Source organism: Pedobacter sp. 10L46_2 (genome assembly GCF_056395165.1).
Window position 1 is genome coordinate 1 of record NZ_JBFTIZ010000023.1, and the last position, 23,044, is coordinate 23,044.

The 23,044-nt window shown below is 37.6% G+C and carries 23 protein-coding genes; 15 read left to right on the plus strand and 8 right to left on the minus strand.

Features of this window, described 5'->3' with window-relative positions:
* From AC1DDX_RS04350 to AC1DDX_RS04360, 3 genes are all read right to left on the minus strand, one after another.
* The coding region (locus AC1DDX_RS04350) for a ribonuclease E/G (RefSeq protein ID WP_477621803.1) at window positions 1–945 on the minus strand (945 nt) is incomplete at its 3' end.
* A gap of 251 nt (window positions 946–1,196) precedes the next feature.
* Window positions 1,197–2,057: a tetratricopeptide repeat protein gene (locus AC1DDX_RS04355; protein ID WP_172659215.1), complete on the minus strand. Its 861-nt coding sequence runs from the start codon at window positions 2,055–2,057 to the stop codon at window positions 1,197–1,199.
* A 7-nt stretch (window positions 2,058–2,064) separates the two neighbouring features.
* Window positions 2,065–2,367, minus strand: coding sequence for an HU family DNA-binding protein (locus tag AC1DDX_RS04360; RefSeq protein ID WP_008240139.1), 303 nt, complete (start codon window positions 2,365–2,367; stop codon window positions 2,065–2,067).
* A gap of 171 nt (window positions 2,368–2,538) precedes the next feature.
* Between AC1DDX_RS04360 and mutY the strand changes: the two genes are divergently transcribed.
* Both mutY and AC1DDX_RS04370 read left to right on the plus strand, forming a co-directional pair.
* Window positions 2,539–3,588 carry an A/G-specific adenine glycosylase gene (gene mutY / locus AC1DDX_RS04365; RefSeq protein WP_337718240.1) on the plus strand — a complete coding sequence of 350 codons (1,050 nt, stop codon included), beginning with the start codon at window positions 2,539–2,541 and terminating at the stop codon, window positions 3,586–3,588.
* 14 nt (window positions 3,589–3,602) lie between these two features.
* Window positions 3,603–4,031, plus strand: coding sequence for a single-stranded DNA-binding protein (locus tag AC1DDX_RS04370; RefSeq protein WP_048907892.1), 429 nt, complete (start codon window positions 3,603–3,605; stop codon window positions 4,029–4,031).
* Window positions 4,032–4,054: 23 nt separating this feature from the next.
* Here AC1DDX_RS04370 and glmS read toward each other — a convergent pair whose 3' ends face one another.
* From glmS to AC1DDX_RS04385, 3 genes are all read right to left on the minus strand, one after another.
* On the minus strand, window positions 4,055–5,893 hold the full coding sequence (gene glmS, locus AC1DDX_RS04375; protein ID WP_477621804.1) for a glutamine--fructose-6-phosphate transaminase (isomerizing): 1,839 nt from the start codon (window positions 5,891–5,893) through the stop codon (window positions 4,055–4,057).
* Window positions 5,894–5,974: 81 nt separating this feature from the next.
* Window positions 5,975–7,420, minus strand: coding sequence for a DUF4270 domain-containing protein (locus AC1DDX_RS04380; protein WP_172659212.1), 1,446 nt, complete (start codon window positions 7,418–7,420; stop codon window positions 5,975–5,977).
* 18 nt (window positions 7,421–7,438) lie between these two features.
* Entirely contained in the window at window positions 7,439–8,263 is an 825-nt protein-coding gene (locus AC1DDX_RS04385; protein WP_337718242.1) for a glycogen/starch synthase, read from the minus strand.
* Between the two features lie 153 nt (window positions 8,264–8,416).
* Here AC1DDX_RS04385 and panC point away from each other — a divergent pair, with 153 nt between their 5' ends.
* From panC to AC1DDX_RS04405, 4 genes are all read left to right on the plus strand, one after another.
* Complete coding sequence (gene panC / locus AC1DDX_RS04390) at window positions 8,417–9,256, plus strand: pantoate--beta-alanine ligase (protein ID WP_172659211.1); 840 nt, start codon at window positions 8,417–8,419, stop codon at window positions 9,254–9,256.
* A 45-nt stretch (window positions 9,257–9,301) separates the two neighbouring features.
* Complete coding sequence (panD, locus tag AC1DDX_RS04395; RefSeq protein WP_172659210.1) at window positions 9,302–9,652, plus strand: aspartate 1-decarboxylase; 351 nt, start codon at window positions 9,302–9,304, stop codon at window positions 9,650–9,652.
* 98 nt (window positions 9,653–9,750) lie between these two features.
* Window positions 9,751–10,890, plus strand: a complete 1,140-nt coding sequence (locus AC1DDX_RS04400) for an acyl-CoA dehydrogenase (protein ID WP_288884432.1) — start codon at window positions 9,751–9,753, stop codon at window positions 10,888–10,890.
* Window positions 10,891–11,183: 293 nt separating this feature from the next.
* Window positions 11,184–11,648 carry a pyrophosphohydrolase domain-containing protein gene (locus AC1DDX_RS04405; RefSeq protein ID WP_068886808.1) on the plus strand — a complete coding sequence of 155 codons (465 nt, stop codon included), beginning with the start codon at window positions 11,184–11,186 and terminating at the stop codon, window positions 11,646–11,648.
* Window positions 11,649–11,735: 87 nt separating this feature from the next.
* On the opposite strand, the gene AC1DDX_RS04410 is transcribed toward AC1DDX_RS04405, so the two are convergent.
* Window positions 11,736–12,083: a phage holin family protein gene (locus AC1DDX_RS04410; RefSeq protein WP_172659207.1), complete on the minus strand. Its 348-nt coding sequence runs from the start codon at window positions 12,081–12,083 to the stop codon at window positions 11,736–11,738.
* 18 nt (window positions 12,084–12,101) lie between these two features.
* On the opposite strand from AC1DDX_RS04410, the gene AC1DDX_RS04415 reads away from it, so the two are divergent.
* The 4 genes from AC1DDX_RS04415 (at window position 12,102) to infB (ending at window position 17,569) form a co-directional block, all read left to right on the plus strand.
* Window positions 12,102–12,536, plus strand: a complete 435-nt coding sequence (locus tag AC1DDX_RS04415; protein WP_288884430.1) for a hypothetical protein — start codon at window positions 12,102–12,104, stop codon at window positions 12,534–12,536.
* A 196-nt stretch (window positions 12,537–12,732) separates the two neighbouring features.
* Window positions 12,733–13,197 carry a ribosome assembly cofactor RimP gene (gene rimP, locus AC1DDX_RS04420; RefSeq protein WP_288884024.1) on the plus strand — a complete coding sequence of 155 codons (465 nt, stop codon included), beginning with the start codon at window positions 12,733–12,735 and terminating at the stop codon, window positions 13,195–13,197.
* 2 nt (window positions 13,198–13,199) lie between these two features.
* The gene (gene nusA, locus AC1DDX_RS04425; RefSeq protein ID WP_477621805.1) at window positions 13,200–14,435 is read left to right on the plus strand and encodes a transcription termination factor NusA; all 1,236 of its coding nucleotides are present in this window, start codon (window positions 13,200–13,202) and stop codon (window positions 14,433–14,435) included.
* A gap of 83 nt (window positions 14,436–14,518) precedes the next feature.
* Window positions 14,519–17,569, plus strand: a complete 3,051-nt coding sequence (gene infB, locus AC1DDX_RS04430) for a translation initiation factor IF-2 (protein ID WP_172659205.1) — start codon at window positions 14,519–14,521, stop codon at window positions 17,567–17,569.
* Between the two features lie 125 nt (window positions 17,570–17,694).
* Here the strand turns inward: infB and AC1DDX_RS04435 are convergent, their stop codons facing one another.
* Window positions 17,695–18,270 carry a hypothetical protein gene (locus tag AC1DDX_RS04435; protein WP_288883994.1) on the minus strand — a complete coding sequence of 192 codons (576 nt, stop codon included), beginning with the start codon at window positions 18,268–18,270 and terminating at the stop codon, window positions 17,695–17,697.
* Between the two features lie 645 nt (window positions 18,271–18,915).
* Between AC1DDX_RS04435 and AC1DDX_RS04440 the strand changes: the two genes are divergently transcribed.
* The 5 genes from AC1DDX_RS04440 to AC1DDX_RS04460 form a co-directional block, all read left to right on the plus strand.
* On the plus strand, window positions 18,916–19,833 hold the full coding sequence (locus AC1DDX_RS04440; RefSeq protein ID WP_288883996.1) for a glycosyltransferase: 918 nt from the start codon (window positions 18,916–18,918) through the stop codon (window positions 19,831–19,833).
* Between the two features lie 69 nt (window positions 19,834–19,902).
* On the plus strand, window positions 19,903–20,838 hold the full coding sequence (locus tag AC1DDX_RS04445; RefSeq protein ID WP_288883998.1) for a glycosyl transferase: 936 nt from the start codon (window positions 19,903–19,905) through the stop codon (window positions 20,836–20,838).
* Entirely contained in the window at window positions 20,838–21,203 is a 366-nt protein-coding gene (locus tag AC1DDX_RS04450; protein ID WP_068886790.1) for a sugar 3,4-ketoisomerase, read from the plus strand. The genes AC1DDX_RS04445 and AC1DDX_RS04450 overlap by 1 nt, the downstream gene beginning before the upstream one ends.
* Window positions 21,200–22,282: a DegT/DnrJ/EryC1/StrS family aminotransferase gene (locus AC1DDX_RS04455; RefSeq protein WP_288884000.1), complete on the plus strand. Its 1,083-nt coding sequence runs from the start codon at window positions 21,200–21,202 to the stop codon at window positions 22,280–22,282. Before AC1DDX_RS04450 ends, AC1DDX_RS04455 begins: the two co-directional genes overlap by 4 nt.
* A 30-nt stretch (window positions 22,283–22,312) precedes the next feature.
* A partial coding sequence (locus AC1DDX_RS04460) for a hypothetical protein (RefSeq protein WP_477621806.1) occupies window positions 22,313–23,044 on the plus strand: 732 nt, incomplete at its 3' end.

A 23,044-nucleotide genomic window follows, 5' to 3' on the forward strand; every position in this document is an offset into this window, starting at 1 on the left:
ATGTTCAACAACAAGGTAGGCTCCTCCAGCTAAGTTTACTGTTTTACCAAAAGAGTTCTTGATTTGTTTCTCAATGCCGAAATGCTCAAAAATAGGTTCTTTATGTTTGTACAGTTTCACGATCTTTTCCATTTCCGGAGAGATTTCGTGAACATAGGAACGAATATCTTCAAACAGGCTATTGTCGCTTACATAAACATTTGTAAAGTCAGTGCTTAAAATATCACGGATCAATGTTGATGTCCGATCCATTTCTCCCCAAACTCGTTTAGAAGGTTCTGCATCAGGAAGCTTTTTAATAAAGCTTTCCCATTTAGCTACAGAATCCAAAAGGTCTTTTTGAAGTTCTGCAACTCCTTTTCCTTCAGAAACGGTTCTGATAATTACTCCAAAATTTTTAGGTTTAATACTTTCAATAATCTTTTTTAAACGATTACGTTCGGTATTGCTTTTAATCTTTTTTGAAATAGAGATTACATTAGAGAAAGGAACTAATACAATATATCTGCCAGCTATTGAAAGGTCTGAACTTAAACGAGGACCTTTAGTTGAAATTGGCTCTTTTGCTATCTGAACAGGTAAAACAAGATTCTTGCTTACTACTTCCGATATTTTGCCTGCTTTGTTAATGTCTCCCTCTAGCTTGAAATTATCCAGTAAAGTGCCATTAACAGAGCCATTACGCTTGATTTTAGTTAGCTTAATTAAAGATTGGACTTGAGGACCAAGATCAAAATAATGCAGAAATGCATCTTTTTCATAACCAACATCTACGAACGCAGCATTTAGACCCGGCATGATTTTTTTGATGCGGCCTAAATAAATGTCGCCAACGGCGTAATTGTTGTTGATCTGTTCTTTATGAAGTTCTACAAGTTGTTTGTCTTCAACTAAAGCTATGGTTACTCCCAGTGGAGAGGAATCTATAATTAATTCTTTTACCAAAAGCTACAGATTTTAAGGCATTAAATGCCTTATTAACACATGGACAAATAAAAAAAACATTGCAACGAAAAATAAGGCTAAGATCTTGTCGTAGCCTTATTTTCTATGCAAAACATTAAGAAAAATTATTTTTTCTTATGTCTGTTTTTTCTTAAACGTTTTTTGCGTTTGTGGGTAGCCATTTTATGTCTTTTTCTTTTTTTACCGCTTGGCATAATCTTGAATTTTAAATATTTTTTTTAATCTGTTTATTAATTTTTACTCTTTAGCTCCAATACTTTATCATCAATGAATTTAGATAATTTGGGATTGGCGGCTAGCTTTTTACTCTTAAGATAAGCATCAATAGCATCTGCATTTTTACCAAGGCTTTCGTAAGCTGTGGCTAAATAGAAGTACGCATCGGGAGTAGGCTTAATGGCGATAATGTTGTTAAATCTGGTTATGGCTTTATCAAACTGGCCAGATTTAATTGCGAATGTACCTAAACTCATATTCGCTTTCAAATTCTTTGGGTCTTTTTTTACCACATCCATCAATAACGCAATACCTTTCATTGGCATTCCCATTCCATTAACAATGGTAATTCCCAGGCCTGTCTTAGCATCAGCACTTGTTGAGTCAATACTTACGGCATTAGTATAAGCAGCATTTGCTCTTTGTAATAATGCAGGTTGTAATATACTGTCTCTTGAGTTGTCAAATGCCTTTAAAAAACGGTCTCCGGTAATTAACCAGCTGGCTAATGTTTTCTCTTGATTGGCTATAATCTCAAGGTATAAAGCGCTTGGTGCACTTTGATCAACATCATCCCACTTTTGCGCAAGCACTTTAGCGGCCGTAACCTTATCGGTAGAAGCTTTATATGTGCTCTCAAGTGAAGTAATTTCAGCGGCAAAGTTTGGACTGATCAGGGTTTTACCAGAAGCCGAAACTTCTTCCAAACTAATTGGCTGAGGGGTTTCCGATGTCATCTGCCCTGCGGCTGGAACATTCGTTGTCTGCTCTTTTGGCTTAACTAAACCTTTAATATCCCTTGTAAACAAAAAAGCTCCAAGCAATACTATTGCTCCAATTATGATAATTTGTCTTGAACGGATATTGTTTAGCATAAGTTGATTAAGCTTCTACGCTTACTTTTTTAGAGTTGTTTTTTACTTTGTCAACAAACACTTTTGCTGGTTTGAAACTTGGTACAAAATGCTCTGGGATAATAATTGCAGTGTTTTTAGAAATATTTCTCGCAGTTTTTTGCGCTCTCTTTTTTACAACAAAACTACCAAAACCTCTAACATATACATTCTCTCCTCCGATCATACTGTTCTTGATCACTTTGAAAAATGCCTCAACGGTTTCTTGTACATCTACCTTTTCAATTCCTGTTTTTGTTGATATTTCTGAAATAATATCTGCCTTAGTCATATTCTATTATTTATTTATAGTGTATTATATACTTTATAAGTGTTTTGGGGTTGCAAAAGTATTGCTTTTTAATGAGATAGGAAAATAAAAGATGATTTATTTGTTTCATATTGTATCAGAGAATTGCAAGTTTTGCCGAAAACAAATTAATAACGCCGTATTTTTGCGTCTATGGCTTTTCAAACAGAAATAGTAAAATGGTATTTAAATCATAAAAGAGACTTACCATGGCGGGGTACAACGGATGCTTATGTGATCTGGCTTTCAGAAATTATATTGCAACAAACCAGGGTAGAACAAGGATTGCCTTATTTTAATAGATTTTTAGAAAATTACCCAACAGTTACTGCGTTTGCTGCAGCTACAGAAACACAGATACTTAAACTATGGCAGGGGTTGGGTTATTATTCAAGAGGAAGAAACATGCTTTATACTGCCAAGCAGATCCAGGAAGTTTATGATGGGAAATTCCCTACAAAGTATGATGATCTAATTCGCTTGAAAGGAATAGGGGATTATACCGCTGCAGCCATTTCATCGTTTTCTTCGAATGAGATGAAAGCAGTTCTGGATGGCAACGTGTTTAGAGTATTGTCGAGATATTTTGGAATTGAAACCCCAATAAACAGTCCTGCCGGGAAAAAGCAATTCATAGAGTTGGCACAAAATCTAATAGCCGGACAAGAACCTTCTGTATACAACCAGGCCATTATGGAGTTTGGAGCGTTGCATTGCAAGCCTAAATCTCCTGCCTGCGAATCCTGCCCTGTTCAATCTGATTGTTTTGCCAGGAAAAATGATCTTGTAAATATGCTTCCTGTTAAAGAGAAAAAACTTAAAAAACGCACTCGTTATTTTAACTATCTGGTATGTTTTAATGGAGATGAAATCCTGGTAAACAAAAGGAATCCTGGAGACATCTGGCAGGAGCTGTATGATTTTCCTTTAATAGAAACTGACGACAATTACCTGGAAGCACAAGAACAATTCCTGACCATATTGAAGAATAATTTTGGCGACACCTGTACAATTACGCCATTAGAGCAGAAAAAACATTTATTGACCCACCAAACTATATATGTTCAATTTTTTGCTTTAGATAATTATATCATTAACTTTAATCAGAATGCAGAAATAAAATGGGTTTCATTAAGCGAGCTGGACGAATTGCCACAACCTAAAGTGATAACAAATTTTATAAGCTCTTATTCCGTAAATTAGATAAATCAGAATTCATGTCAGGTATTAACAAAGTTATTTTAGTAGGACATTTAGGAAAAGATCCTGAAGTCAGACATTTAGATGGAGGTGTAACCGTAGCAAGTTTCCCATTGGCAACATCAGAGACGTATAACAAAGATGGCAAAAGAATAGAGCAAACAGAGTGGCATAATATTGTTTTGTGGAGAGGTTTAGCAGAAGTAGCCTCAAAGTATTTGCAAAAGGGCAAACTGGTGTATATTGAAGGTAAGCTTCGTACCCGCTCTTTTGAAGACAAAGAGCGAGTAAAGAAGTATGTTACAGAAGTAGTTGCAGAGAATTTTACAATTCTGGGCAGAAAGAGTGATTTTGAACAAACCCCATCTACGGGCGAGAATAGTACGCCAAAAAGCGAAACGGATTACATTGATCCAAGCGACGCTTCAGGTGATTTGCCTTTCTAACTAAATATAAAGAACTAAATCTGTTACTCCACAGTAACAGATTTAGCCAGATTTCTCGGTTGGTCTACATTGCAGCCTCTTAATACTGCGATATGATAAGATAGCAATTGAAGCGGTATTGTGGCCAGTAATGGTAAGAATGCCTCACTGGCATCAGGTATCTCTATACAATAATCTACCATTTTTCTAACCTCAACATCTCCCTCGGTGACTATCGCCAAGACAATTCCTTTTCTGGCCTTCACTTCCTGGATATTGCTGATTACTTTCTCGTAAGATGAATTTTTAGTGGCGATAACAACTACTGGCATTTCCTCGTCTATAAGCGCTATGGGGCCGTGTTTCATCTCGGCGGCCGGATATCCCTCGGCATGGATGTAAGAGATCTCCTTGAGCTTTAAAGCTCCTTCCAGCGCTACAGGGAAACCACTTCCCCTGCCAAGGAATAGGCAATTTCTTGAATCCTTAAATTTCTCGGCAATTTCTTTTATAAGATCATTAGATTCAAGCGCCACTTGTATTTTATCTGGGATGCAATCTAACTCGGTAAGTAGTTCAACCAATTTTGAATTGGTAAGCGTACCTTTTTGCTGAGCCATATAAAAAGCCATTAAAGTAAGCACCGTAACCTGAGCAGTAAAGGCTTTGGTTGAAGCAACTCCAATTTCAGGTCCGGCATGTGTATAAACACCGGCATGTGTTAATCGTGGTATGGAGGCGCCCACAACGTTACATACACCAAAAATCGTCGCACCCCTCTCTTTGGCCATTTCAATTGCGGCCATTGTATCTGCTGTTTCTCCAGATTGAGAAATGGCAATCACGATGTCTTTTTCAGTAATTATTGGATTTCTGTATCTAAATTCTGATGCATATTCCACTTCTACAGGGATTCTTGCATATTCTTCAATCAAATACTCACCTACAAGACCARCATGCCATGAAGTGCCACAGGCAACAATAATTATACGATCAATATTTTTTAGCTTGTCGGCATATTCTTTTATTCCGCCCAGTTGTACTTTACCTTCGTTTGGATAGATACGGCCTCTCATACAATCTCTGATTGAGCGCGACTGCTCAAAGATCTCTTTTAGCATGAAATGTTCATACCCACCTTTTTCGAGCATCTCAAGTTTTAACTCGAGCTCTTGAACATAAGGTGTTTGTACTACATTATCCAGGCGTTTTATCAATAACTCATCGCGTTTAATAAATGCAATTTCATTATCGTTCAGGTAGATCACATTTTTGGTGTACTCAACAATAGGCGTGGCATCCGAAGCAATAAAGTATTCTCCATCGCCAACTCCTATAACCATTGGACTTCCTTTTCTTGCAGCGATCAGTTGATCTGGATGCTCCTCGTCCATCAAAACAATTGCGTAAGCTCCACTAACCTCACGTAAGGCCAGTCGAACAGCTTCCAGCAGATCTATCTTTTCGTTTTTATAAATTTCTTCAATTAAGTGTACCAGAACTTCGGTATCGGTATCACTTTTAAAGTCGTGGCCCCTGGTTATTAGCTCTTCTTTGAGTGTAGCATAGTTCTCAATAATCCCGTTGTGAATTATAGTAAGCTTGCCATTGTTGGATGTATGGGGGTGCGAGTTTCTATCGGAAGGGGCTCCATGGGTAGCCCATCTGGTATGGCCAATTCCCGCTGTGCCAGATAAATTCTTACCTGCAGCAAAGTTCTCCAGTTCTGTAACCTTTCCTGCCTTTTTATAGATGTTTAATCCATCATCAGAAATAAGCGCAATACCAGCACTGTCGTATCCGCGGTATTCTAATCTTTTTAGTCCTTTAATAACTATTGGCCACGCTTCTCTGTGACCGATATAACCAACTATTCCACACATACATACTGGGTTTAAAAAATATATCCTCCGAAATTAATGATCTCGGAGGATATAAACACAATAGTGTATAAATAAATTTAGCTAGTCAATTCTGGTATAATAGATGTTTAACTTAATACCTTTTTCGCCCGTAGCCGGGGTTGCAGTGTTTATGATTGACCTTGCACCGGAAGTTAAAGAAGGGAAAACATTGTACTCAGTAAGTGAGCTAGGTGCCAGGTAAGTACCATAATCGACAGTCTTGTTGTCAATCAGAGCTTGCAGGTAACTAGTTACTGTAAATATATATCTTTTGTTAACCGTGTCATAGAATCCACCAAATGCTGCTTCAGAGCCTGCATAGGTAGCGGGCGGTGTCGGATTGGCTTGTGTAGGGCCTTCGTTGTCAGGAATATTTGCTCTCTGACCGGCTATATCAAGTCTGTAAAGAGATAGCCGCTGAGCAGCATTCCATGGCGATACATCTGTTCCGCTTTTAAGATTAACAACCAATTCTGCCCTGTTAATTACTACACGTGCATCTGCATTTCCAGCCTTTACCTTGTCTACAAAAGCTTTTAGATCAGGGAAAGAAATTTTATTCCTTACGCCAGAAAGTGCTTGCAAATATGTAACGTCAAAAGATGCCGTTGGCGCATCTAATTGTGCTTTAACAGGTGTTCCGGTGTAATCATGCTTAACCGTTGCCGCAATAGGGCCTGAACTTGATGAAATAGGGAAATTAACGGCTACAGTATCTTTCTCTACAACACTTGTTCCTACCTGTTTTTTGTAATAAATTTGAAGATTAGCATCAGTTCCGCCAAAATTAATAAACATTACACCTCCAGGGCCACTTGATGAGGTCTTGTTAACACTTACCTGCAGACCTTTAAATACTGCTGAGAATTTAGTGTTTGTTGCTCTTAGTGCTGAATCTACATTTAAAATGTGTTCCTGAATAAATGAATTACTAAGCTTTATCCTTAATTGAGGAACAACAGCCTTAAGCGTATCAGGTTTTCCTGTTACGATATCAGTAATTTTAAAAGGTGTTTTTGGCTTTATCTTAGTGGTAAGAGAGCCTACCACCTCAGTTTCTACAGGCCATACTTTGTTGCTTAAAAAGACCTTTTGCAAAGAGAGGTCATCTTTAAGCTGGTGCACATTAAGGCTATAAACCGAAGTTGTTGTATCACCATAAAATTGAGTTGAGTAAGGCAAAACGAGTACTGCCGAATCTACAGTTGGTATTCCTCCAAAGCTATAACTAGTTGAAGGAAGGCTTACCGTCATAGAAAGGCTTGCTTCGGTAGTTCCAAAAGTAGCATCTCCGGTAATGTAACCCAAAGGATGTCTTGCCAATCCAATTGATGCAGTAGCTGAATCAAGAACAGTTTTGGAATCAACCAGAACGGTATTGTCTAAAATACCTTTAATAGGAGAGTCGCCATCAGGTGTAAGGCCGATAGTATTGGCATCTTTACAAGATGCAAAAAGAAAAAGACCTATCAACAGGGTCAATAAGTCTAGTTTTATAAATTTCATATTTTAGAATACCTGAGTTTAAGCTATTGAAACCAATTCTTCATCCGAAATTTCTTCATATAATGAGTAGAAGTTTTCGAAATTTTCGGTTAAATTAAAAGCTAAAGTTGGCTTATTAGAATCTTTAACAAATTTTAACACATCAGCATTGATGTTTTCATCAGCTAAAACTAATGCATCAGAATACGTTACTGCTCCAATATGCAAGGCACTACAATCTGCTTTTTCAAATACTTTAGTATCCTCAACAGTCATAGAGTTCATTACTGCTTTTTTGTACAGATCAGTATTCATTGTTTCAGAGAAACAGTCCTCATAAATTGAATACACCACTTTTGAATTTTTAAAAGTAGGATCGTTTTTGTAAGTAGTTTTAATGTACGCAGGTACTAAGGATGTCATCCAGCCATGGCAATGAACGATATCTGGCGACCAGCCTAATTTTTTAACAGTTTCAAGTGCACCTTTACAGAAGAAAATTGTTCTTTCATCGTTATCAGCGTAGAACTTGTCTTCCTTATCCCTAAATACATACTTGCGTTGGAAATAATCTTCATTATCCAGAAAGTAAACTTGCATCCTTGCTGCCGGAATTGAGGCAACTTTAATGATTAACGGGTTATCATTGTCATCAATAATGATGTTCATGCCCGAAAGACGGATAACCTCGTGTAATCTGTTCCTTCTTTCATTAATGTTTCCAAACCTTGGCATTAAAATACGGATTTCAAATCCTTTATCCTGCATTGCCTGAGGTAACTGACGGGTAATTTCTGAAATCTTTGTGAGTTCAAGGAAAGGCGACATCTCGTGTGTAACAATCAGTAGCTTCGTTTTGGCCATCTCCATATTCGTAAATAAAAATTTATGTTAAAGAAAAGATTATCAAGGGGCAAAGGTAAGCAAAATAATAACATTTATCAATATAATACGCAAGATGTTTTGTTGGGAATAGATAAATAACCAACTTTGCCCCCTGAAATTTTATAAGCTGGTTTGGAAGTACTAAATACTATTGCGGCGTTAAAGTCGTTGCTTGGCCCAATTAAATTGGCCCAGCAGAAAATTGCTTTAGTGCCAACTATGGGTGCGCTGCATAAAGGTCATGTATCATTAATAAAGATGGCCCAAAAGCAGGCTGATATAGTGGTTTGCAGTATTTTTGTGAACCCTACCCAATTTACGGACCCTAAAGATTTAGAGAGATATCCGCGCCCGCTAGAGCATGATATGGCCATGCTTAAAGACGCCGGATGTGATGTGGTATTCATGCCTTCGGTAAAGGAGATGTATCCGACTGAAGAGAAATGGCATATTGATCTGGGCCCTGCCGAATTTCTTTTAGAGGGTGAATTTAGAAAAGGTCATTATCAAGGGGTTACCCAAATTGTAAAAAAACTGTTTGATGCTGTAAGCCCGGATGTCGCGTTTTTTGGACAAAAGGACTACCAGCAGGTGCTGATGATCCAAAACATGGTTGCCTACTTCAACCTTCCTGTTCAAATCATTTCTTGTCCGATTATAAGAGAAGACGATGGGCTTGCCATGAGTTCAAGAAATATACACCTTAGTGCTGCCGACAGAAAAAATGCGTTGGTATTAAGCAAGGCGCTTACCTACGTAAGTGATAATTTCAAGAATAAAAGCATTCCCGAGCTTTTAGAAAAGGCTAAACAGTTAATTGAAGAAACGCCCGGAGTTGAGCTCGACTATTTTACAATTGCCGATGGAAAAACATTACTTCCTGAGACAAACAAAAATGATCAGAATATTATAGCTCTTGTAGCTGCCAAAGTAGGGCAAACAAGGCTTATCGATAATATGATACTTAGCTGAAAAACGGGAAATCATTCATTCAGAAACTTTATCTAACTTTGCATTATGATTATCGAGATATTAAAATCGAAGATCCACCGTGTTAAAGTAACACAGGCAGAACTGAATTATGTTGGAAGTATTACCATTGATGAAGATCTAATGGATGCTGCCCAAATTATTGCAAACGAGAAAGTGCAGATCGTAAACAACAATAACGGTGAGCGTTTTGAAACCTATGTAATAAAAGGCGAAAGAGGAACAGGAACCATTTGTTTAAATGGAGCTACAGCCCGTAAAGTTCAGGTGGGTGATATTCTTATCATCATGTCTTACGGATCTTTACCAATAGAAGAAGCGAAAAAATATCACCCGATATTGGTTTTTCCTGATGATAATAACCATTTGCTAAAATAGGCTGTAATTACACTATAAAAAATAATACTATGCTACCATAGTAATTTGGTTGAGAAATACTAAATTTGGCTGTACGTATTTTTTTATTATATATAATTATGCTATTTCAACTAAGTGAAGAACAATTGATGATTCAGCAGGCGGCAAGGGATTTTGCACAAAATGAACTTAAGCCTGGAGTTATTGAAAGAGATGAACACCAGAAATTTCCGGCAGAACAAGTGAAAAAGCTTGGCGAGCTGGGGTTTTTAGGGATGATGGTTTCAGAAAAATACAACGGTAGCGGTATGGATGCAGTTTCATACGTGCTGGTAATGGAAGAACTGTCTAAAGTAGATGCATCGGCATCTGTAGTTGTTTCTGTAAATAATTCTTTGGTATGTTACGGTTTAGAAGCGTTCGGTTCTGAGGCACAAAAAGAAAAATATTTAAAGCCTTTGGCATCCGGCGAAAAGATCGGAGCCTTTTGTTTATCGGAGCCAGAAGCAGGTTCTGATGCAACATCGCAACAAACAACCGCAGAAGATAAAGGCGATTATTACCTGCTAAATGGCACCAAGAATTGGATTACCAATGGTAGTACGGCCTCAACATACCTCGTAATTGCGCAAACAAATAAGGCATTAAAACATAAAGGGATAAATGCATTTATAGTAGAAAAGGGTATGGAAGGTTTTACGGTTGGCCCAAAAGAAAACAAATTGGGCATCCGTGGTTCTGATACACATTCTCTAATGTTTAACGACGTTAAAGTGCCAAAAGAGAATAGAATTGGTGAAGATGGGTTTGGATTTAAGTTTGCCATGAAAACGCTGGAGGGAGGCCGAATTGGCATTGCAGCACAGGCGCTTGGCATTGCAGCCGGAGCATATGAGCTGGCGTTAAGCTACGCTAAACAACGTAAATCGTTTGGTAAGCCCATTGCAGAACATCAGGCAATAGCTTTTAAGCTTGCAGATATGGCCACCAGCATAGAAGCAGCAAGAATGTTGGTTTATAAAGCGGCATGGTTAAAAGACCAGGGGCAACCCTACACGCTTGCTGGCTCAATGGCTAAGCTGTATGCTTCAAAAGTAGCCATGGATGTAACGGTAGAGGCTGTTCAGATACACGGCGGTTATGGATTCGTAAAAGAGTATCATGTTGAGCGATTGATGCGTGACGCTAAGATCACCCAGATTTACGAAGGAACTTCTGAAATTCAAAAAATGGTAATCTCCAGAGAGATTATCCGTTAAATAATCGTAATCATTATCTTTGTTTTTATAAGCTTATTGAGTTTATAAAAATAAAGAAATATGCCCGAAATTCTCCTTTTATGCGTTATGTTAATCCCGCAAATTGTGGCTGGGATACTTGCGAAAAGTATGGGCAGGAAGTTTTGGTTCTGGTTTCTTATCTCCTTCCTTATTCCTATCATTTCATTAATAGTACTGTTGTTTTTAGAAGATAAAAGTGAGCAAAGCGGATATGAACTAGCCGACCACGTAAAAGAAAAAAATTAAAAAAAAATATAAATCAATATTAAAGCATGAAAGAGTCAAACTCATTGAATCAGGTAGCCGAATTTCACAGAACATTTAAGCACCCTATAGAGAATTCGCCAATTATTCCATCAAAACAAAGAAGTGACTTAAGGGTTTCGTTGCTGGTTGAAGAGGTGAAGGAATTGCAACAAGCAATTGAAGACAATAACCTGGTTGAGGTGGCAGATGCTTTATGCGATATACAGTATGTTTTAGCCGGTGCTATTTTAGAATTCGGACTTGCAGATAAGTTTAAAGATCTCTTTGATGAAGTGCACCGTTCAAATATGAGCAAGGCATGTAAGTCTGAAGAAGAAGCTAACCAAACAATAGCCCATTATAAGGCTAAAGATGATAGTGATTCCTATTTTAAAGAGGAAGATTCGTTGTTTTTAGTGTACAGAACTAAAGATAACAAGACATTGAAATCTATAAATTACTCTCCTGCTGATCTTCAAAGCATTCTTTAGAGAATTTAAAAAGAGTGTCTAAAAAGGTTTGATCCTGAAATGAATTCAGGATGACGATCTTACCTTTTTGGACACTCTTTTTTGAATTTAATCCTTGTCAGAACCTGCAATAGCTCCAAATATTGCTTTAATCAACGCAATTACTATAGCTAAAATTGCTGCTGCCCAAAATCCGGTAGTATTAAAACCAGCCATCAGGTAATCAACTAATAATATCATTAAAACAGTGATGATGAATGACATCAATCCTAATGTAAGGAAGTTGATTGGGAATGTGAAAAGGCGCAAAATAAAACCAATTGTGGCATTTGCCAGCGCAATTAATATGGCCGCAATAATTGCAGCTCCATAACCATCTACCTGTACCCCTGGTACAATTTTGGCCCCCAGAAATACTGCAAGACCCATTAATAAAATTTCCACAATTAGTTTCATAAAGCTTAATTTAGTGTTATGGTTAAAATTTTTGTTAGGATATTGATGGCATTTTGCGCCATTTCACCTGTTTGTTCGTGTACATCAACAAATAGTAAGCCACTTTTGATAGGTTTTTCGGCCGACAGTTCATCTATTGTGTTTGGTAATATAGACCAACCAGGGCTTTTGCAGCTTAAAAATGCACCAGCTGCCGACTCTGTTTTTTATGATGTGGTTTCGGTTTTGCAAACACCATCTGACAAAGATACAGCTATAAAAGAAATGCCCGTTAAGGGCCAAATAAGCCTTAATGGCGAGGAAGTGGTGTTTGTTCCTGAAGAGCCATTTGTTAAAGGCAGGGACTATTTAGTTATTACGTATTTGAATGCGCGCTTTGGCAATGCCGAAGATATTATGAAGGGCAAGGTGAATTACAGTATAAAACCTTTGCAGAAATTATTAACCAGATAATAACTTCCGTGAACAAGGTGTGAAGAAACGCTAATCCTGTGAAGAAGTTGAACAGAAGTAAAAAGGGCTTTCTTTTACAAGCAGAAGTGATTGTGTTATAGCATTTTTAATTTGCAAAAATATTTCTTACATTTGCACGGTAATAGAGGTAAGAGGGGGCAAAAGTCCCCTCTTTTCTATTACTGGTGAATTGGTTATGCAGATAGAAAAAAGAGTAACAGAATTAGTAGAAGAAAAAATTTCGGACAGACCGGAGTTGTTTCTTGTTGAGGTGAAAATGCTGCCAAATAATAAACTGATTATTCATGTTGACGGCGATGAAGGAATCACTATACAGGATTGCGCAGCCATTAGCAGACATGTTGGTTTTCATTTGGAAGAGGAAAACACCATTGATAAAGCTTATAATTTAGAGGTTTCGTCTCCCGGAGTTGGTGAGCCATTGAAACTGAAAAGACAATACGATAAAAACATTGGCCGCGATTTAAGTGTAAAGCTTGCTGGCGGCGAAATAAAAGAAGGCAAATTGCTTTTTGTAGATGACAAAGGCATCACTATAGAAGCAAAAGTGAAAGAAAAAGGAAAAAAGGCGGTACTGGTAGAAACAGGAATCGACTTTAATAGTATAACAGAAACAAAGGTTTTAATTTCATTTAAATAAGAATGAGCAATATTAATTTAATCGATTCATTTCAGGAGTTCAAGGACTTTAAGAACATCGACCGCCCTACAGTGATTAGTGTGCTGGAAGAGGTATTTCGCAGTATGTTGCGTAAAAAATATGGTACTGATGAGAATTGTGACGTAATTGTTAACCCGGATAACGGAGATTTAGAGATCTGGCGTACCAGAAAAGTGATGGAAGATGGCTTTTCTGAGGACGATGATTTAGAAATTGAACTTGCCGAGGTTAAACAGTTAGATCCGGATATGGAAGTTGGCGACGATTACATTGAACAGATCACTTTAGAGAGTTTCGGAAGAAGAGCTATTTTAGCAGCCCGTCAGACACTTGTTTCAAAAGTATTGGAACTTGAAAAAGACGAAATTTTTAAAAAATATAAAGACAGGGTTGGAGAGATTGTAACCGGAGAGGTTTATCAGGTTTGGAAAAAAGAAACACTGGTTCTTGATGATGAAGGTAACGAATTAATGATGCCTAAAACTGAACAGATCCCGGCTGATTATTTCAAAAAAGGTGATACCGTTCGTGCCGTAATCCTTAAAGTGGATATGGTGAACAGCACTCCAAAAATTATTATCTCGAGAATTGCCCCTGAGTTTTTACAGCGCTTATTCGAAATCGAAGTTCCTGAGATTTTTGATGGTTTAATTACCATTAAGAAAATTGTTCGTGAACCTGGAGAAAGAGCAAAAGTTGCTGTAGAATCTTACGACGATAGAATTGATCCGGTAGGAGCTTGTGTGGGTATGAAGGGTTCTCGTATACATGGTATTGTTAGAGAGCTTAAAAATGAAAACATTGATGTAATTAACTTTACCAATAACATTTCATTATATATCACCAGAGCACTAAGCCCTGCAAAAATCACCTCTATTAAATTAGATGATGAAACAAAACATGCTTCAGTTTATTTAAAACCTGATCAGGTTTCATTGGCAATTKGTCGCGGTGGTCATAACATTAAACTTGCTGGTAAATTAACCGGTTATGAAATAGATGTATATCGTGAAGCTGGTGAAGAAGATGAGGATGTGGATATAGAAGAATTCTCGGATGAGATCGATAGCTGGATCATCGATGAGCTAAAAGCTATCGGATGTGATACTGCTAAAAGTGTGTTAGCACTTTCCGTTGATGAATTGGTTAAACGTACCGATTTGGAGGAAGAAACCATCAAGGAAGTGATGAGTATTTTGAAATCAGAATTTGAATAATACAAAAACTCACGACCTACAGATGAAATAAATAAGAATAAACGTTACTTTTGTATAAGAATTAAAGAAAAAATAGGATATCAATGTCAGACGACAAACCAATAATTTTATTTAAAGCAGTTAAGGAACTTAACGTAGGGATAGCTACGGCCGTTGAGTTCCTGGAAAAGAAAGGCTTTTCTGTTGAGAATAAACCCACTACTAAGCTCTCTCGCGACATGTATAATGCGCTGTTAAAAGAGTTTCAGGGCGATAAAATCGTAAAAGAAGAAGCCAATCAAATTGTTATTGGTAAAATTCGTCGTGATGAACCTGAAGTAACTGAGAAAGTTGCTGAGGCACCTAGAAAAAATGTTGAATTCGAAAACGAAGGCGTTTTAATTAAGAATCTTCATTCGTATACTCCTCCAGCTGAGAAGCCTAAGGAAGAAGCTCCGGCTAAACCGGCAGCGCCAGAAACTCCTGCAGATAAAGCAGAAGAAGGCTCTTTACCTGGTGTTAAAATAGTTGGAAAGATAAATCTTGATGATTTAAATTCTAAAACACGTCCGGTTAAAGCGGAGGAAGCTCCTGCTCCGGCACCAGAGCCAAAAGCTCCTGTTGCTGAAGAAGCGCCTAAGGAAGTTGTAAAAGAAGAAAAACCTGTTGAGAAAGTTGAGCAGCCGGTTGAAGAGGTAAAACAAGAAATTGTAAAACCTGTAGAAGAAGTTAAGCCAGTAGTGGTTGAACAACCTAAAGCTGTAGAGCCACCTGTAGTGAAAGCTCCAGAGCCAGTGGCGCCTAAGGTGGTACCTGTTACTCCTCCTGCACCTAAGGTTGAGAAACCTGAGGAAACGGAAGTAATTAAAGCTCGCTCTGTAAAACTTTCAGGTCCGAATATCATTGGTAAAATTGTTTTACCAACTACACCTGATCGTAAATCTCAGCCAGTAGCATCTTCGGCCGATAGCGCTGATGCGAAAAGAAAACGTAAACGTAAAAAAACTCCGGGTGGACATCCTGGACAGGGCGGCCATGGCCAACCTGCCAGTGGTGGCGGTAACCAACAAGCTGGCGGACAGTCAGGACAACAAGGACAACCGGGTCAGCAAAGACCTGCGCCTCCAGTTGGCAACAGACCGGATTTTAGAAATAACACAAACAATACAGCCAACAGGCCTAACTTTAGGAACAGCAAACCAGGAGGCCCAGGAGGTCATAGCGGTCCGAAAGAAGAACCTACGGAAAAAGAAATACAAGATCAGATTAAAGCAACACTTGCTCGTTTAAGTGGAGCAGGTAAATCTGGTAAGTTTGCTCAGCGTGCTAAATTACGTCGTCAAAAACGTGATGATGTTGCCCTTTCAGCAGATGAAGCTGCAATGGAACAAGAGTTGCAGTCAAGAGTTTTAAAGGTTACTGAGTTTGTTACGGCAAATGAATTGGCCACAATGATGGATGAGCCGGTTACAAAGATTATCGCAACTTGTATGAGTTTGGGAATGTTTGTATCGATTAACCAACGTTTGGATGCTGAAACCTTAACAATCGTTGCTGATGAGTTTGGTTACGAAATTCAATTCGTTAAACCAGATGATGAAAGTGATATTGTTATTGAAGAAGAAGATTCTGAGGAGGATTTATTGCCAAGAGCGCCTGTTGTAACCATAATGGGACACGTGGATCATGGTAAAACATCATTACTAGATTATATCCGTAAAGCGAATGTGGTTGCTGGTGAGGCGGGTGGTATTACCCAACACATTGGTGCTTACATGGTAACTACACCAACAGGTAAACAAGTTACTTTCTTAGATACACCGGGTCACGAAGCCTTTACAGCGATGCGTGCACGTGGTGCTAAGGTAGCCGATATTGCAATTATTGTTGTAGCGGCGGATGATGCTGTGATGCCTCAAACAAAAGAGGCCATCAACCATGCGCAAGCTGCCGGAGTTCCATTAGTGTTTGCCTTTACAAAAATTGACAAACCGGGTGCAAACTCAGATAAGATACGTGAGCAATTATCTATAATGAATATTCTTGTTGAGGATTGGGGTGGAAACTTCCAGTCGCAAGAGATATCTGGTAAAAGCGGTTTAAATGTAGACTTACTATTAGAGAAAGTTTTATTAGAGGCTGAGTTGTTAGACTTAAAAGCGAATCCGAATAAGCGTGCAACAGGTAGTGTAATTGAGGCGACTCTGGATAAAGGGCGTGGTATCGTTACAACGGTTCTTGTACAGGCTGGTACATTGAAAATAGGCGATCCGATTTTGGCAGGTAGTTACAGTGGACGTGTAAAAGCGTTATTTAACGAACGTGGACAAAAAGTAGATAAAGCTGGCCCATCAGTACCAGTTCAGGTATTGGGTATGCAAGGTGCACCAACTGCAGGTGATAAATTCAATGCACTTGAAAGTGAAGTTGAAGCAAGAGAAATTGCAAACAAACGTTTACAATTGATGCGTGAACAGGGTCTTCGTACTCAGAAACACATTACTCTTGATGAGATTGGCCGTCGTTTAGCGATCGGTAACTTTAAAGAGCTTAACCTGATTGTTAAAGGTGATGTGGATGGTTCAATTGAAGCACTATCTGATTCATTACTGAAACTTTCTACTGAAGAGATTCAAATTAATATCATAAGTAAAGCGGTAGGTCAGATCTCTGAATCTGATGTGTTGTTAGCTTCTGCTTCTGATGCGATCATTATAGGTTTCCAGGTTCGTCCATCATCAGGTGCGCGTAAATTGGCAGAGGCTGAGCAGATAGATATCCGCTTGTATTCTATCATCTACGATGCGATCAATGAGATCAAAGCGGCGATGGAAGGTATGTTGGCTCCAGAATTTGAAGAGAAGATCACTGCTAACGTTGAGATCAGAGATACCTTTAAAATTACTAAGGTGGGTACAATTGCCGGATGTATGGTGTTAGACGGTACAATTACACGTAACAGCAAAATCCGTATCGTTAGAGATGGTGTGGTAATTTACACAGGTGAATTGGCTTCATTGAAACGTTATAAAGATGATGTTAAAGAGGTATCTAGAGGTTACGAATGCGGATTGAATATCCAAAACTTCAACAATATTGAAGTAGGCGACATTGTTGAAGCTTACGAACAAGTAGAAGTTAAAAGGAAATTGTAATCATTAAATATATCAAATTAAAAGCGGCTTGAGTTTTTTAAGCCGCTTTTAATTTGATATTACTGTTTCTAAAACTAAAAGTCCAGTCGTTAAACTGGCTGAATTGTTGAAATTATTAAACTTTACTATTTATCATTTTTGTAAATAGAAGTCGAGTTGCGTATATGCCAAGGATGGCCATCTGTTGCAACTGCAATCGTCATTCCGCCCCCGGGAAGACCAAACCAGTCGCTGCCAGTCCATCTTCGGATTTCATAACCACCCCCGGTAGGAGCAGATCCATTTATTACACAAACGATTGGTAAACCCGAGATGTCTTTCATGTAATTACAGGCCGCGATAGAAATAGCGTTCATGCCTGATGAACCAGCTTGCACCCAAAAGTTCCCACTATGATAAAGTAACCTTCCTGTATTATCAACAATAAATGGAAATGCATTTGGCCCAGCTGGTAATGCAATTTTCTTCGCACCGATCAGGGGCAGGTAATCATCCCAGCCTGATCCATTCCACTTCATAACCTTGTTACCGTATTGATCTTTATACGTTTTACTGACAATAAATAACTTTCCAGAACTGTTTGCGGCTATATCAATCGCTTCTCCAGGTGACTGTATGGGTTCAGGGTAAACTGCCCCCCAATATATTTTCTTATCAGCCGTTATAAAGTAATATTGACCAGCTATCTGGAATTGCGGCAAATGTCTTTGAACAATCTTCTGATAGCGATGGGGATGAACTAATTAACCTGGAGCAGATTAAGCATAATTACTTTTTTAATTCAACATTATATAACAGATCAGAATTTGATTGGATTGTTAAAATTGAACTAGATTATGAGATTACAAAAGATTTTTCCTGCTATTTAAAGGGACATTATTATCAATCAATAACAGACCAGCAAAAAAAGATAATGATAATGTAGGAACCAAGATATAATAAGACATCAGCTGTGACATTCGGTCTGGCTTATTCTTTCGATTAAGTGGGTATAACATCAAGGTATGTATCTTTTTTTGACTACTGAAGGTCTGCTAAAGTTGAATCATAAGTACTTTTAAAATTACTAAGTTAGGTACAATCGTCGGATGTATGATATTCTATGGTTCACTTGCGCATAACAGCAAAATCAGATCGTTAAAGCTGGAGCGGTAACTTGCAAAAGGAGTCAACAACATTAAAACTTTTAAGATGATGTTGAAGAGTTATTGAGATTGCGAGTGTGAATGGATTTTCATAACAATTTTTTGTTAAGTAAAATATTTAAAGCCCCCTCTTAAACCTTAAAATGCTAGTCAGAATATGATTTTATAGTTATATTTGCTTTTTGCAACTTTTAAATATAAATGTCCTTAGCCCCTATCGTTTTATTTTGTTACAATCGAACCCAGCATTTACAGAGAGTAGTAAATTCTTTGCTGGCTAATGTTGAAGCCGGCTCTAGTAATTTAATAATTTATAGTGATGGAGCAAGGCAGGCAAAAGATGAAGCGTCTGTAAATGAAGTAAGGGCATATATTCATCAGATATCCGGATTTCCGAGTATTAGGATTGTAGAGCAACCAATTAATCTTGGCCTGGCCGAAAACGTTATTAGAGGTGTTACCGAAATCGTGGCTCAGTATGGTAAAGTCATAGTTGTGGAAGATGATATGGAAGTTGCACCGTATTTCCTCAGTTTTATGAATGACGCTTTAGTGCGGTATGAGAATGATGACCGGGTTGCATGTATTTGTGGTTATCTATATCCTGTAAAGAAACAACTGCCAGATTCTTTTTTCATTTATGGCGCCGATTGTGGTGCATGGGGTACATGGAACAAGCAGTGGCAATTGTTTGAACCAGATGGTAAGAAGATATTGAATATTATTTTGCAGAATAAATGGACATGGAGGTTCAATTTTGATGGCTCTTATCCTTACATAAAAATGCTGGAAGATCAGATTGCAGGAAGAAACAATTCGTGGGCTGTACGTTGGTATGGTGCTGCATTTATAAAAAATAAACTGACCCTGTATCCGGGAAAATCATTAGCTCAGGATATTGGCTGGGACAATAGTGGTGTTCATTGCGCTTCTGATGATTCACACAATGTTGAACTTTATTTAGAGCGTATTTCGGTTAATGAAATACCTGTAGAGCATAATAAAAGGGCATATTTAGCCTTTAAAGAGTTTTTTATATCATTAAACAACTGGTCACGTTTCAAACAGATTAGAAAGCGCTTTAAGCGTTGGGTAAAGTATCGTTTTACAGGTAGGTAAGTCTACATCATAAATATGTTAAATTTTTGTACGTTATTTAATTCCATATATCTTACCCGCGGGTTAGTCATGTATAATTCACTGGCTAAACATTGTAAGGATTTTCATTTATACATATTTGCATTTGATGATGTTTCATATTCTATACTGAATGAGCTGAATCTTGAAAAAGCGACGATTATTTCGTTGGGTACTTTTGAGAATGAGGAACTTTTGTCAATAAAACCTACCCGTACAACTGCTGAGTATTGCTGGACCTGTACTCCGGCAACAGTTGAATATTGTTTGGATACTTATGAATTGCCATCGTGTACTTATATAGATGCTGATCTGCTTTTCTTTGCAGATCCAACTGTTTTATTTGACGAGCTTGGCGAAGATGATTCAGTAATTATTACCGACCATCGTTATACGCCTGAATACGACCAAACGGCTACAAGCGGTAAGTACTGTGTTCAATTTGTTTACTTTAAAAATGATAAACAAGGCAGAACTGTTTTAAAGTGGTGGAAAGATGCCTGTATAGAATGGTGTTATAATCGTTTCGAGGATAATAAGTTTGGAGATCAGAAGTATCTGGATGATTGGTGTGAGCGTTTTAAGGGGGTACATGAGCTTCAACATTTGGGCGGTGGCGTAGCACCATGGAATGCACAGCAGTATACTATATCTACTGTTGGAGATCGTTTATTTGGAAAGGTAAATGGAACGGATGAAACCTTTGATTTGATATTTTATCATTTTCATGATTTAAAATATTGTGAAAAAGACGCCTTCCACCTGGGTCATTATGAGTTGACTCATGGACATTTAACTAACATCTATAAGCCATATGTTATTGCCTTAAAGGAGGTGGAGAAAGAATTACGTTCGATTTCAAAAGACAATTTATTTCATGAAATCAAAGAAATACCGCGCATTAATAAATCATTACGAAGAATGTATAGATTCCATGTTTTTGGGCATTTAAATAATTATTATAAAACGAGATACTTAATTAAGTAATGGCATATCAAATCAGTTTAAAAACCTTTACAGATGCACGTGGCAATCTCACGGTAATTGAAAAAGTGATTCCTTTTGATGTAAAACGTATATTTTACATTTATGGAGTTGATGACTCTGTTCGTGGAGGACATAGGCATCATAAAACTATACAAGCAGCAATTTGTATTCAGGGAAGCTGTATTATAACGAATAATGATGGGGAGAAGGAAGAGGAGTTTACACTGGATACACCGGATAAATGCTTAATTCTAGAGCCCAAGGATTGGCACCAAATGAAGAATTTTACTGATGATGCTATTTTAATGGTTCTTGCTTCGGAGTATTTTGATGCAGAAGACTATATCTATGAGAATTACATATGATAGATTATGAAAATTTAAAGAAATTAAATCAGCCATTTTTTGATGCTTTCAGGGAATCATTTAATAATACTCTGGAGGGTGGCTGGTATATTTTAGGAAATAATGTAGCAGTGTTTGAAAAGGAGTTTGCTGCTTATTGTAATACGTCTTATTGTGTTGGACTGGCTTCCGGGCTTGATGCGCTTTCATTAGCGCTAAAATGTTTCGATTTCAAACCAGAAGACGAGGTTCTTGTTCCATCAAATACCTACATCGCGACAATACTGTCAATTATTCAAAATGATTTGAAACCGGTATTGGTTGAACCTGATATTGCTACATATAATATTGATCCAAAGTTGATCGAAGAGAAGATCACTTCTCGAACAAAGGCAATAATGGTTGTCCATTTGTACGGAAAGGTTTGTGATATGGATCCGATTATACACCTTGCCAATAAACATCAACTGAAGATTATTGAGGATTGTGCTCAGGCGCATGGAGCTCAATATAAAGGTAAGAAGGCCGGTAACTTTGGTGATTTCGGAGCCTTTAGTTTCTACCCTACTAAAAATTTGGGTGCTTTGGGCGATGCCGGGGCTATAACAACAAATGACGCAGGTCTTTCGGATCAAATTAGAACATTGAGAAATTATGGTTCCAGGATAAAATATGTAAACGAACTTGTGGGGTATAATTCAAGGCTGGATGAAGTGCAGGCTGGTTTCTTATCTTTAAAACTTAAGCATTTGGATGATATTAACAGCCACAAAAGGAAACTGGCTTCGTATTATCTGCAAGAGTTGGGGTCAGATTTTGTTCTACCTAAGGTGGACCCTGATTTTTTTGATGTTTATCATATCTTTAATATCAGACACCAGAGAAGGGATCAGCTCAGGGATTATCTGCTTCAGAACGGAGTAAAAACAGAAATCCACTATCCTGTTGCACCTCATAACCAGGAAGCAATGAAAGGCATTATTGAAGGTGAATATCCAATTTCAACAGAGATACACAATACGACTTTAAGTTTACCTATTTCTTATTTTCATAATGAAGAAGATATTGTGAAAGTAACTAAGCTTTTAAATAATTTCTAAATACATATTGCTGCCATGAATTACCATTTAATGATCGATGATAAATTTATTAATGATTTTATTATTGATGGAGAAAAAACTGCACCGGGGAATAACATTTATATTATTGACTGGCCCCAGGAAAAGGTAAAACACGTTAAATCTGATAAGGCAATTTTTGCTCCTTATGGTACCGAGTTGTTTTTAGAAACGGTAAAAAATATAAGTGAGGGTGATAAAGTTTTTATTCATTGGGCCTCTGATGCAGCCATTAATTTTGTGCTCAAATTACCAGAAAATATTAAGATAGGATTATTTTTCTGGGGAGGTGATATCGTGGAAATTCCATATTCAATGTTTAAGAAAACAATATATGGGGCGCAAAGTCTGAATTATTTTGAAAAGCATGAAGAGCGACCAAAGGTTAAATGGAACCTCTTAAAGATAAAACGCTTCTATAAAACTTTAGCTAACAGATATTGGAAGTATAAAGCAAATGATCAAAAAGTTTGGGAAATCAGGAAGGCTTTTTTTGGACGTTTGAATTATTTTTTAAGCTGGAATATTATAGATCATCAATGGATACTTGAGCACTATACAACCCAAGCTTCGTATACTTATTTTTTTTATAATTTTAATCCATCTGAAGGCTCAAATATTACCTCAAAGCCAAGCCAAGAAGATAGACCAATTTCTTTACTACTTGGGAATTCTGATACAGTGACAAATAATCATTTGGAGATGTTGGATGATTTAGAGAGATTTAAAGGAGAAAATATCAAG